This window comes from Stenotrophomonas sp. 169 (assembly GCF_014621775.1).
Taxonomy (GTDB): Bacteria; Pseudomonadota; Gammaproteobacteria; order Xanthomonadales; family Xanthomonadaceae; genus Stenotrophomonas.
Genome location: NZ_CP061204.1, coordinates 2,417,042 through 2,429,857 on the forward strand (window position 1 = coordinate 2,417,042; position 12,816 = coordinate 2,429,857).

The window sequence follows — 12,816 nt, forward strand, 5'->3', positions numbered from 1 at the left end:
CTGACTCAGCCTCCGCGCGGTGCGATGGCCGGCAGGCGGGCGCCTGACAGGCCGAAGAAGATCACGTAGCCGTAGCACAGCAGCGGCAGGATGAAGCTCGGCTGCAGACCGATATGGTCAGCCAGCACGCCCTGCAGGTACGGCACCAGCGCGCCACCGACGATGGCCATGATCAGCAGGCTCGACGCCTTGTTGGTCAGCGGTCCCAGACGCTCGATGCCGAGCGCGAAGATGGTCGGGAACATGATCGAGTTGAACAGGCCGATGGCCACCACCGAGTACAGCGCGACCTGGCCCGAACTGGCCATGGTGGTGCCCAGCAGCACCACGTTGATGGCGGCGAACAGGGCCAGCATGTGGCGTGGCGAGTAACGGGTCAGCAGCGCCGAGCCAGCGAAACGGCCGATCATCGCCATGGTCCAGTACGCAGACACGTAATGGGTGGCCTGCTGCTCGGTGAAGCCGCCGATGGTCGGCATCGACAGGTAGTTGACCAGGAAGCTGCCGATGGACACTTCGGCGCCGACGTAGAAGAAGATACCCAGCACCGCGAACAGCAGGTGGCGGTGACGCAACGCGGCGCCGTAGCTCTGCTGCGGGCCATCGTCCACCTTCTCCGCAGCCTCGCTCAGCGTGGGCAGGCGGAACAGATAGACGAACAACGCCAGCAGCACCAGCGCGATCGCCAGGCCGATGTACGGGCCCTGCACCGACTGCGCTTCGGCGGCGCGGTAAGCCGCTTGTTCGGCCACCGACAGTGCATTGATTTCATCGGCACTCTTCACCGTGTTGCCGAGGATCAACAACCCGCCGAAGATCGGTGCGATGGCCGTGCCCAGCGAGTTCAGCGCCTGCGCAAGGGTCAAGCGGCTGGAACTGGTTTCCACCGGCCCCAGCAGCGCGACGTACGGGTTGGCGGCCACCTGCAGCACGGTGATGCCGGTAGCAAGCACGAACAGCGCGCCCAGGAACGCACTGTACTCACGCAGCTCGGCCGCAGGCCAGAAGCCCAGCGCGCCCACGCCGGCGATCAGCAGGCCGGCCACGATGCCTTTCTTGTAGCCCAGGTGGGCCACCAGCCGGCCCGCAGGCAGCGACATCAGGAAGTAGGCACCGAAGAAGGTGAACTGCACGAGCATCGCGCGCGCATAGTTGAGCTCGAATACCGCCTTGAGATGCGGGATCAGGATGTCGTTGAGGCAGGTCAGGAAGCCCCACATGAAGAAGATCGTGGTGGCTACGCCCAGCGCCATGCGGGTGTTGACCGGCGGTGCGCCTTGCCCGGGCGTGGTGTTGAAACGGGGCGTTGATGAAATCGGCATGCGGGTTCGCGCCTCGGTGCGCGTAGGTTGAATGTGGAAGGGAGTCAGTTCGGACGGGCCGCGCTGCTTTCGCGGATGCGCAGCTGCACGGGGGCAACGGTGCGCACGGGCGGCGCATCGGGAGACTGTACGCGCTGCAGCAGCAGCTCGGCGGCTTGCCGACCGCGCGCGCGCGGGTCGACGGTCAGCGTGGTCAGCGGCGGCACCGCCACCGATGCTTCGGGAATGTCATCGAACCCGGTCACGGCGAAGTCGCCGCCCGGACGGATGCCGCGTGAGGTCAGGCCCAGCATCAGGCCCAGCGCCACGGTGTCGTTGTAGCAGACGGCTGCGCTCGGACGCAGGCCATCGACAAACAGCTCATCCACCCGCCGCGCCGCTTCAAGGCGGTTGGGCGCTGATTCGATCAGCCATTGCGGCGTCACCGCAAGGTTCGCTTCAGCCAGCGCCTGCTGATAACCGGCGCGGCGCTGCTCGCAGGAACTGGAATCGGCGTGACCGCCGAAGAAGGCGATGTCACGGTGTCCGCGCTCGATCAGGTGGCGGGTCGCCAGGTACGCGCCCTGCTGGTTGTCCAGCGCCAGGAAATCCCAGTCCGCCCCGACCAGCGCACGATTGAACAGCAGCACATTGGCCGTGGGGCCCAACGCCTGGCGTACCTGTGCCGTGTCGCTGCCCTCGGCCGGCGACAGGATCAGGCCCGCCGGCGTGTGCTCCATCAGCGTGCCCAGCACGGCCTGCTGGCGCTGCGGCGATTCACCCGTACTGCCCAGCAGCGTCACGTACCCCTGCTCGCCCAGCGCCTCGTCCACGCCCGCGGCGAATTCCGCGAAGAACGGGTTGGACAGGTCGTTGATCACCAGCGCCACGCTGGACGAGGTGCGACGGCGCAGGTTCGCCGCCGCACGGTTGTAGACATACCGCTGTCGCCGCAGCTCGGCTTCCACCTTGGCGCGCGTATCCACGTTCACCAAGGGGCTGCCCCGCAGCACCAGCGATACGGTCGCCCGTGACACGCCGATCGCCTGGGCGATGTCGGTCACGGTGACGGCACGCTCCCCGCCTTTGCGCGGGGGCTTTGTGCTGCTGGCGTCATTCATCCTGGAATGGACCCTGGGATCGGATAGGTACCTGAATCATAGCGGGCGCAGCCTGCCATGCCACGGGTGCATGCAGCGAAGGCATCGCAACGCTTCATTCCAGCACGCTGCCCGGCGCGGCGCAGTAAGACACCGGCAGGTCCTTGGTCGCGGTTCCCCAGCCCTGCTGCGGTGCCTGCGCACCCAGTGTCCAGGTGATGTCTGCGCCACTGCGCAGGGTTTCCCAGTCCAGCCACACGGCCGAATGCGCCTTGCCATCCACGTCCACGCCCTGCACGTACTGCAGCGCACGACCGTCCGCGCCAGGGGCCCGCAGGGTCAGCTGACGGCCATTGCCGAGGGCGACATCCACCTTGGCGAAGCGCGGCGCGTGCAGCAGGAACTCACCGCTGCCCGGCACGGCCGGATACAGGCCGAGCGCACTGAACAGGTACCACGCCGACATGGTGCCCAGGTCGTCGTTGCCGGTCACGCCATTGGGTGCGTTGGTGAACAACTGCTGCGCGGCACGCACCACCGTGGCCGTCTTCCAGGGCTGCCCGATCAGCGTATACATCCACGGTGCGTGCAGGTCCGGTTCGTTGTTGGGGTTGTAGCGGTACTGGTTGTAATAGCTGTATGGGCCCACCACCCATTCCTTGCGCGCGGCCTGCAGCGGATCGGCCAGCAGGGCATCCATCGCGAAGAACGCATCCAGTCGCTTGCCGGCCTGCTCGCGGCCGTGCATCGCGTCCACCAGTCCGGGGACGTCCTGCTGCGCCAGCCACTGGTACTGCCACGCGGTGCCCTCATGGAAGCCATGGTGCGAACGCGGGCTGTAGTGACCATCGGACGGGGTGTACCACTGTTCGCCCTCGGTGCGCGGCCGCGGGAAGCCGGTAAACCCGGTCTCTTCGTCGCGCACCGACACGTCCCACACATTGCGCCAGTTACGCCCACGCTGACGCAGGATGGCCGCGTCGGCGGCATGCCCCAGGCCATCGGCCATCTGCGCGAGCGCGCAGTCGGCCAATGCATATTCCAGGGTCGCCGAGCCACCATGGTGCGGATCCACGTCCATGCCCTTGGACGGGAATGCGCGGTCATACACCACATACCCCTTGTCGAGGTAGGACGGGTTTCCCGAGCGGCCGGCCGCACGGGAGTTCAACGGCGGCACGTCGAAGGCGTTGCGACGCAGCGCCGACCACGCTTCCTGCTCACGGCCTTCAAACGCACCGAAACGCCACAGGTCGGCCATGAACGGCGTTACCGGGTCACCGGTCATGATGTTGGTTTCGAAGTTGGCATAGCCCCAGCGCGGCAGCCAGCCCCCTTGCTCGTCGATGGCCAGCAACGTGCGGCCGATATCGCGCGCCACCTTCGGCCGGGTCAGCGCCAGCCACTGGTTCTGCGCGCGGTAGGTATCCCACAGCGAGAAATACTCGTAATACGTCCAGCCGTCGGCGCGATGGATCACATCGTCGTAGCCCCGGTAACGACCATCAGCATCACTGCCGGTCAGCGGCTGCAGCAGCGCGTGGTACAGCGCGGTGTACAACACGGTGCGGTCATCCTTGCTGCCGCCGTCCAGTTTCACCGTCGACAGTTCCTCGCGCCACGCCTCCTGCGCGAGGCCGCGCATGCGGTCGAAGCTGAGCAGCTTGCCGCCCTGCATGCCGTCGCTGCGCAGGTTGGTGCGCGCACCTTCCGCGTCCACGTGCGAGATCGCGCTGACCGCTGTCACTGCACGGCCCTTCGCCATGTCGAAGCTCAACCACGCACCGTTCGGCTTGGCCTCGCCTTCCATGCTGTGGCGTGCGCCGGCCAGGCCGCGCTCTTCGCCCCACACCCCGTGGGCCTTGAACGGACGATCGAACTCGATGCGGAACCACGTCGTGTACTGATGGCCACCGCAGAAGCTCTTGGTGACCAGCTTGCCTTCCACCACGCGATCACCGACCACATCAATCACGCTGCCGATCACCGAATGGCGTTCGTTGGCCTGGCCGACGTTGACCAGCACGTGACCTTCTTTCTGGCCTGCCGCGAAGGTGTAGCGCTCGGCGGCGGCACGCGTGCGCGCGGTCGCTTCGGCATCGATGCCGCCGTAGCTCGTCAGCTTCACCCGGTAGTAACCGGCCTGCCCCACTTCACCGGCGTGGTCGTAGGTGGAGGCATACGCCTTGTGGTCGAAGGCCTTGGGATTGGTGATGTCGAAATCGCCGCCCGCGCCGATGGTGCCGGTGACCGGCAACACGGAGACCTGGCCCCCCTGCTCCCAGCATCCTGCGCCGGACAGGAACGAATGGCCGAAGCCGCGGATTTTCTCGTCGTCGTAGCGCCAGCCGGCATAGTGGCTGCCGATCGGGCTGACCTGGATCAGGCCGAACGGTGCCGAGGCACCCGGGTACGTGTTGCCGTCGTCCTTGCTGCCGATGAAAGTGTTCACTTCGCGCTCGAGCGCAGCCGGTGCCGCCTGCAGCGCGGGTGCGACGGACAGGGCGATCACGCACGCCAGTGAGGCGAGAGGCGTGAAGACACGCAGGGGGGAACAACGTCGGAAGGTCACGTTCACTGGCTCCTTGAGGGCGTCGGGGCGTCGGATCCGAACCGGCAACACGTCCGCGAAGATCCGGGCGGCATCCATGTTCGGGCGATTTAGATCGATTGAAGTAAACATGAACGATCGCCGCCGTGCATCCTGCAGCGCAACATCACGCCCCGTGCGGGCGGGCCAATAGCGTCTGCAAACGTTTTCATATTGCGCAGCAGCATGCCAGTTGCGTCGGGCCGTGTTAAAAAATGCGCGCCAATCGTTTAGATCGATCCAACTTCAAACGGTCACGATTGCCGGGTTCGGAATCCGACAGCAACGCCATCAGGTGCCCTGTCTCTCCTGCCCCACGCTTGCGGTCTCGCGTCGACACATAAGATCGATTCAAGTATTTCGTATCAGCCAACGGTTCGATCCAGGAGAGGGAGAGAATGAATTACATGTCACACAACTACGGTCGCCACACCTTGTCGGCAGCCATTGCATTCGCCTTGGCGGCCAGCGTGGCGCCGGCGTCTGCCCAGGATGCTGCGCCGTCCACGCCCGCCGCATCGCCCAGCGCCACCACGCTGGACAGCGTCAACGTCACCGGCTACCGCTATGCGATCGAAAAGAGCCTGCAGCAGAAGCGCGACGCCAATGCCGTGGTGGAAGTCATCACTGCCGAAGACGTGGGCAAGTTCCCCGACAAGAACGTCGCCGACGCACTGCAACGCGTGCCGGGCGTGGTGATCACGCGCGACGGCGGCGAAGGCAAGAATGTCAGCGTGCGTGGCCTGGATTCGGATCTCACCCTGACCCAGCTCAATGGCAACTACGTCGCCACCTCGGAAACCAACAACGAGGCCTCGCGTTCGTTCAACTACACCCTGCTGCCGTCGAACATGCTGGAGAGCGCGGAGCTGTTCAAGTCGCCCGAAGCCCGCATCGATGAAGGTGGCATCGGCGGCACGGTGATCCTGCATACCCGCCGCCCGCTGGACATGGAGGCCAACTCCGGCTTCCTCAATCTGGAAGGCGTGTCGTCCGACACCAGCGACGGGATCGATCCGCAGATGTCGGCGCTGTATTCCTGGCATAGCAACGATGAGCGCTTCGGCGTGCTGATCGGGGCCACCAAGCAGAAGCGCACCAACCGCAGCATGGAAGTCAACGTCGATGACTACCAGTGGTACGGCAACGGTACCGACGCGGTGGACGCCTATGGCAACAAGATCACCCAGGGTGGCGTGAAGTACTGGTGGGGCGAGTCCGGCTTCAACAACCAGACCGGGCAGAATTACAGCGAATTCTTCATGCCCACCGCAGTGGGCTTCGGCGTACGCGAAGAAGAGCGCGAGCGCACCGGCGGCCAGTTCACGTTCCAGTTCAAGCCGGTGGACAGCCTCACCCTGACCGCCAATTACTTCCGCTTCGAGCTGTCCGGCGACTACAAGCTCAACCGCGCAGCCATCCCCGAGTGGAACATCGCGCGCTTCAACGGCGACGGCAACTGGGCCGGCGGACGCCTGCTCAATGGCCTGGACTTCGATTCCAGTGGCAGCGTCGTCACCGGCGCCCAGTATGAAAAGCTGGCGGGCAAGGCCTATTACTGCAACGAGGCCGAAGCGGCCGCCGCCGGCATGGCGCCCGGTGGCTGGGGCCCGGATGACTGCACCATCCCCACCCCGCAGCTGACCGGCACCTACAGCAAGGAAAAAGCGCTGTCGCAGACCGCCGACCTGACCGTCGACTGGGACATCAGCACGCTGACCAAGGCCACCTTCAAGGGCGGCCGTACGTGGTCCGAGGGTGGCCCGTCCCTCAACTTCCGCATGTCGGCCAAGCCGCGCCGGCAGGTCGATGGTGCCTGGCAGAACGGCAACAGCTACAGCGCGTGGGACCTGACCGGGACACCCACGGCCACCTTCTCGCCTGACCTGCAGCAGCAGCTGATGGCCGGCATCGCCGAGATCGACACCGGGTCGACCGATTCGTCATGGCGCGAAACCAGCATTGAGCAGAACTACTTCCAGGCCGACGTCACCCGCATGTTCGAGTCGGGCTGGATGGATTCGATCCAGTTCGGCCTGAAGTACCGCGACAGCAAGGTGCACCGCAATACCGGCAACACCTACTGGGTGTGCCAAGGCGCTGACCCGGCCGATTACGAGGCCCGCTACCAGTTCAAGAACTGCAACGATCCGCAGAAGGACGTGGCCCAGCCGGGCTTCTTCCTGTCCAACCCGATCGACAACATCGCAGGCGGCTTCAACGCCAATGTACTGCCGGGCGTGAACTACCCGGCCTACATCGACTACCTCAACGATCGCTATGGCGGCATGCAGAACCGCCGCGAACCCGACTTCGTCTACGACGTGGGCGAGAAGGTCTACTCGGGCTATTTCCAGGCGAACTTCCGTACCGAGCGCCTGCGCGGCAACATCGGCGTACGCATCGCGCAGACCCGCCAGCACGCCGCTTCGAGTGACTCGGTCGAGCGCTTCGAGGACTATTTCGTCGATGGCGCCGACGGTAATCCGCTGGCCTGCCCGCCGACCGGTGCGCCGGCCGGCACCGTCTGCGAATCGGGCTTCGTCCGCTCCGACGTCCGCGAAAAGTCGTACGCGCTCTCATCGCTGGACAAGACGTACACCGATGTACTGCCCAGCTTCAACATTGCCTGGGACATCACCGACAACCTGGTCCTGCGCGGTGCCGCGTCGAAGGTGATCGCCCGCCCGGGCTACACCAGCATCGCCTACCCCGGCGGCCTGGAGTACATCAGCGAGGAATACAGCAACGACCGTCGCGTGGCCGGTGGCACCTTGACTCCGGGCTGGTACGGGTCGGGCAGCAACAAGCAGCTGGAGCCGTTTGAAGCCCTGCAGTACGACCTGGGCCTGGAGTACTACTTCCAGCCCGGCGCGGTCGCCGGTGTCGCGCTGTTCCGCAAGGACGTGGACAACTTCACCGTACCGGTGGTGGCCGACCAGCAGATGATGGTCGGCGGTGAACTGGTGACGGTGCAGAACTATTCCACCGAAGCCAACGGCCGTGATGGTGTGTCGCAGGGCGTGGAAGTCTACGGTCAGTACACCTTCGACATGGGCTTCGGCGTGCAGGCCAACTACACCTACAACGACACCAACCTCGCCTCGATCGTGCTGGATGGCGAGAACATCGGCGCATCGCCGCTGGTAGGCAGCGCCAAGAACCAGGCCAACGTGACCTTGTTCTACGAGAATGACAAGTTCCTGGCGCGCGCTTCGTACAACCGTCGCGGTGAAGTGGTCGGCGGCCTGAACAACGGCATGACGGTGTTCACCGAGCCCTACGATCAGCTGGACCTCAACGCGGCCTACAACCTGACCGAAGCGCTGACCGTTACTGCATCGGTGCTCAACGCCACAAAGTCCGAACAGCGCACCCACCTGGGCGGTGACACCAAGGCCCGCCTGATCTCCAACATCTACAGCGGCCGTCAGCTGTACTTCGGGCTCAACTACAAGTTCTGATCCAATGGTTTCCGGGGCAGCCGCGCCGTGCTGGGCGGCTGTCTTTTTTTGTTCCGGCAACGCCGCAACCTGCGCGGCGCCTATTCCGTCACGGCGTGGACGCCGACGTCGATGCACAACGCGAGACAGGCAGATCCGCGGCGCGGGTACCCCAGCCATCCACCGGTGGTACCGTGCTGAGATCGAAGTCGATGCTGCGCGCGGCCCGGAGCTGAGCCCAGTCCACCCACACCGGGTGATGCTGGCGTCCATCGATCCGCACGCCGCTCACGTACTGCACGTCCCCGCCGCTGGCACCCGGCGCCCGCAGGGACAGACGGCCAGACGCCTCGCCAAGATCCAGCGTCACACCGGGAAAGCGAGGGGCATGCAGAAGAAACTGCCCACTGCCCGGCACGGCAGGAAAAATGCCCAACGCACTGAACAGGTACCACGCCGACATCGCGCCCAGATCATCGTTGCCGGTCACCCCGGCGGGCCCTTCGGTAAACAGATGCTGCGCAGCGCGGACGACGGTTGCGGTCTTCCACGGTGTCGCCAGCAGCGTGTACATCCAGGGCGCATGCAGGTCGGCCTCGTTGTTGGGGTTGTAACGGTACTGGTTGTAATAATCGTACGGGCCAACCACCCACTCCCTGCGCGCCGCACCGGCCGGGTCGGCCTGCAGCGCGGGATAGGCGAAGAAGTCATCAAGCCGCTTCACCGCCGAATCGCGCCCGCCCATGGCCTGGGATAGTCCCACCACGTCGTGCTGGGCCAGCCACTGATACTGCCATGCGGTTCCTTCGTGGAACCCGCCTTCCGAGCGTGGTGTGTAGTCCCTTCCGCCGTACCAGCTGCCGTCGGCTATGCGCGGCCGCGGAAACCCGATATGCCCCAGGTCCGCGTCGCGCAGGGTGTCGTCCCAGATGCTTTTCCAGTTCTGGCTGCGCGCGCGCAGCACGGTGGCGTCCTGCGTCTGCCCCAGTGCATCGGCGAACTGCGAAAGTGCACAGTCGGCCAGCGCATACTCCAGCGTCGCCGACGCGCCGTAATGGGGATCGGCATCCATGCCTTTGGCAGGCCAGCGCTTGTCGAACTGCACGAAGCCGTTCGGCAGGTAGCTCACATTGCCGGACCGGCCGGCGTGACGTGATGCAGCGGGCGGCATCTCGAAGGCATTTCTGCGAAGCGCGTGCCACGCGTCCTCCTCTCGGCGCCGCAGGGCGCCAGCGCGCCAGAGGTCAACGAGGAACGGCGTTATGGGGTCCCCGGTCATGATGTTCGTTTCGAAGTTCGCATAGCCCCAACGCGGCAACCAGCCCCCTTCCCGCTCGATGGCCAACAAGCTCTGCGCGATGTCGCGTGCCACCTGCGGGCGCACGAGGGCCAGCCATTGGTTCTGTGCCCGGTAGGTGTCCCATAACGAGAAGTACGCGTAATACGTCCATCCGGCCGCGGAATGCAGCGCGTTGTCGTAGCCGCGATAGCGGCCATCAGCGTCGCTGGCCGTCAACGGCTGCAGGTGGGCGTGATACTGCGCCGTTCTGAAGACCGTCCGATCACTCGCGTTGCCCCCGTCCAACGCCACCAGATCCAGCTCCTGCTTCCAACGGGCGCGCGCCAGGCCGTGCATCTGCTCGAAGGAACGCAGCCCCCGCTCATCGTGGCCCTCCGCCACCAGATTGTTGCGTGCGCCTTCGCCATCCACAAGGGACAACGCGCTGACAACCTCTACCGCACGATCGCGCCCCAGATCGAATGTCAGCCACGCGCCGTTCAGGCCGTAAGTGTTCGTACTGTCGCCGCTTCCCTCTACGCCACCGGCCCCGTTCCAGGTTCCCTTTGCAGTGAACGGACGGTTGAACTGCAGCCGGAACCATGTGGTGTAGCGCGTCCCCCCACAGAAGCTCTGGGTGACGACACTGCCCTCCACTGCGTTGTCATCCACCACATGGATGTCGCTGGAAACGACCTGGTGTCGCTCGTTCGCCTGTCCGACATTGACCAGGATGTGCGCTGTCTCGGCGCTTCCCGCAAAGGTGTATCGCTCCGCCGCCGCGTGCGTAAGCGCTGTCGCTTCCACATCGATGCCGCCGTAGTCGACAAGTCGGGTCCGGTAGTAGCCGGCGCGGCCCACTTCGCCGTCATGGGTTGACCGGGCGGCATAGCGGCGATGGTCAAAGCTTTCCGGCCGACGGGTGTCGAACTGCTTGCCGGGACCAATGCTGCCCGTGACCGGCAGCACCGACACGTGGCCGCCCTGCTCCCAGCAACCGGCGCCGGACAGAAACGAGTGGCCGAACCCGCGAATACGTGCTTCGTCGTACTTCCACCCCGCCCAGTGCTCTGCCGTAGGGCTGACCTGGATCATGCCAAAGGGCGCGGACGCGCCGGGAAACGTGTTGCCGTCGTCCTGGGTGCCGATGAACGTGTTGACCTCGTCGGGTGATTCCACCGCCAAGGCGACAGAAACCGCGCCGACGAGCAGCATGAGCGCCCCGCAGGTGGCGCGCACGCCCCTGCTCAGCAGGCGTGGTGATGACAGTGTCCAATGGCGGCACATGGGCGGATTCCTCGACCTGGGCTGAGAAATCCACAGTGCGCGCCTACCGCATCCCCGCCTATCAGCGCATGCCCCGCTCCGGCGTCGGCGGGCGGGTCGGCGTCAGGGCGTGGCGGTGGCCAGACTGTAACGGGTGTTCGCCGTGAACACCGATCCATCCGGCTGGGTCGCACGCACATCGACTTTGTGCTCGCCGACCGCCAGATCGGTGGGCAGTGCGCCGCGCCACAGATGCGGCGACGCCGTGGCTTCAGGGGACCGGTCGTAACCGCGCAACGTCGTCGCCAGGTCATCGGCCACGTTCTCCTGCTGCAGCCGCGGATCGCCTTGCCGCACCTGCTTCATCGGCTGCCATGCACCACCGTCGACGCGGAACTCCACCCGGGTGGCATCCTCGCCCATGTACACATTGGCGAACACGCCCCACGCCGGATACGCACCCTGGCGCAGTACCTTCGGTGCATGCAGGCCGATCTGGTCGGTGTCGGCTGCACCCGCCACACGGTACTGCAGGCGATAGCTGCCGTTGCCGGCAACATCCAGCAGCGCATAGCCCTTTGGCGTGCCATCACTCATCGTGCTGTCCGGCACGCCATGACGGTCTTTCACCCCCGACCAGAACGCGCCGCAGTTCGCGCCTACGTTGTACTCGTGCAGCGGTTTTTCGCCGTGCCAGCCGTCGGCAGCGGCATGATAATAGTGCTGCTGGGTGTGGCTGTGGCCGCTCAGCACCAGCACATTGCTGAAATCCTTCAGCAGGTCGAACAGGCGCTGGCGGTCAGCGTGACGGAACGTCTCGCGCCCCGGTGCCGCGTCGAACAGCGGGATATGCATGCCCAGCACCAACAGCCGATCGTGGCGCAGGCCCTTCAGATACTGTGCGATGAAGGCGAACTGGTCTTCGCGCAGCCCTCCGATGTAGGTCGGCTTGGCATTCGGGTCATAGACCACGTCGTCGAGGAACAGGAAGCTGGCACCGCCCTCCTCCACCGCATAGGTGTCCGGGCCGTACACGGCGCGCCAGCTGTCCAGCGAATGGGCATCCGTGGCGGCATCGAAGTCCAGATCATGGTTGCCCGGCACGTGGAACCACGGCACGCCCATCTGTGTGGTGACCTTGTTGATCGCCGGGTACAACGACAGGTCGTCGTTGACGATGTCACCCAGCGTCGTGCCCAGGCGTGCCTTGGTCCGGCCCGCGAGCGGCTTGACGATCGACTGCTCGTAGTACCCGATGTCGCGCAACGTGGCGGTCTGCGGGTCGGTGAACACCAGCATCTGGAAGCCGCGCCGAACGTCATGCTTGTCCGGTGTCAGCGCGAAATCGTAGGCATTGACCGGTGTGACCGTCGGCGCGATACCGTTGTACTTCAGCGCAGGCGAACCCTGTGGCGCGTAGTGCCGCCAGAACGCCGGCAGGCCATCGGGGCCGACCGCCATCCGGTAGCCATCGGGCTTGATGATGAAGACCGTGTCACCCGCTTCGACCGGCAGGCGATAGCTGCCGTCGGCGCTGGTACGCACGATGCTGCGGCCATTGGAGACCTGCACACCGCCCATGCCCGGGTCGGTGGCACCGCGCCCCGGCTTGCCGTCGCGGTCCTGGTATACCCGTCCACTGACGGTGATCGCATCTGCGAATGCGGGCGCGCTGGTGAGCAGCAGGCAGCACAGCCAGGCGGCAGAGAGTTTCATGGTTGGACAGGTCCAGATCAAAGTCGGGGGCATTGTAAAGCCCATGCCCCGTACAAGCGTGTTACGCGCGCCGATGTCGGCCGCCTCTGCGGCCTCTGCCTCCGCGTCGGCCTCTGCGGCT

Annotated in this window: 6 protein-coding genes; 1 reads left to right on the top strand and 5 read right to left on the bottom strand. The window is 65.3% G+C overall.

Going from position 1 to position 12,816, the window contains the following annotated elements; all coding sequences use genetic code 11:
* Window positions 1–5 precede the first annotated feature (5 nt).
* The 3 genes from ICJ04_RS10370 to ICJ04_RS10380 all read right to left on the bottom strand — a co-directional run bounded on the left by ICJ04_RS10370 (window position 6) and on the right by ICJ04_RS10380 (window position 4,973).
* Window positions 6–1,322, bottom strand: coding sequence for a sugar MFS transporter (locus ICJ04_RS10370; RefSeq protein WP_188324191.1), 1,317 nt, complete (start codon window positions 1,320–1,322; stop codon window positions 6–8).
* Between the two features lie 44 nt (window positions 1,323–1,366).
* The gene (locus ICJ04_RS10375) at window positions 1,367–2,422 is read right to left on the bottom strand and encodes a LacI family DNA-binding transcriptional regulator (protein WP_188324192.1); all 1,056 of its coding nucleotides are present in this window, start codon (window positions 2,420–2,422) and stop codon (window positions 1,367–1,369) included.
* A gap of 94 nt (window positions 2,423–2,516) precedes the next feature.
* A complete protein-coding gene (locus ICJ04_RS10380) occupies window positions 2,517–4,973 on the bottom strand; it encodes a GH92 family glycosyl hydrolase (protein ID WP_223202850.1) in 2,457 nt (818 codons plus the stop codon).
* 416 nt (window positions 4,974–5,389) lie between these two features.
* Here ICJ04_RS10380 and ICJ04_RS10385 point away from each other — a divergent pair, with 416 nt between their 5' ends.
* On the top strand, window positions 5,390–8,455 hold the full coding sequence (locus ICJ04_RS10385) for a TonB-dependent receptor (RefSeq protein WP_188324193.1): 3,066 nt from the start codon (window positions 5,390–5,392) through the stop codon (window positions 8,453–8,455).
* Between the two features lie 88 nt (window positions 8,456–8,543).
* Here the strand turns inward: ICJ04_RS10385 and ICJ04_RS10390 are convergent, their stop codons facing one another.
* Both ICJ04_RS10390 and ICJ04_RS10395 read right to left on the bottom strand, forming a co-directional pair.
* Window positions 8,544–10,928, bottom strand: coding sequence for a GH92 family glycosyl hydrolase (locus tag ICJ04_RS10390; protein ID WP_223202851.1), 2,385 nt, complete (start codon window positions 10,926–10,928; stop codon window positions 8,544–8,546).
* A 174-nt stretch (window positions 10,929–11,102) separates the two neighbouring features.
* A complete protein-coding gene (locus ICJ04_RS10395) occupies window positions 11,103–12,695 on the bottom strand; it encodes a calcineurin-like phosphoesterase family protein (RefSeq protein WP_188324195.1) in 1,593 nt (530 codons plus the stop codon).
* Window positions 12,696–12,816 lie beyond the last annotated feature (121 nt).

Bases quoted from the DNA above. Each gene is read 5' to 3' on its own strand.
- ICJ04_RS10370 (WP_188324191.1), bottom strand. From the start codon at position 1,322: ATGCCGATTTCATCAACGCCCCGTTTCAACACCACGCCCGGGCAAGGC.
- ICJ04_RS10385 (WP_188324193.1), top strand. From the start codon at position 5,390: ATGAATTACATGTCACACAACTACGGTCGCCACACCTTGTCGGCAGCC.
- ICJ04_RS10395 (WP_188324195.1), bottom strand. From the start codon at position 12,695: ATGAAACTCTCTGCCGCCTGGCTGTGCTGCCTGCTGCTCACCAGCGCG.
- ICJ04_RS10390 (WP_223202851.1), bottom strand. From the start codon at position 10,928: ATGCTGCTCGTCGGCGCGGTTTCTGTCGCCTTGGCGGTGGAATCACCC.
- ICJ04_RS10375 (WP_188324192.1), bottom strand. From the start codon at position 2,422: ATGAATGACGCCAGCAGCACAAAGCCCCCGCGCAAAGGCGGGGAGCGT.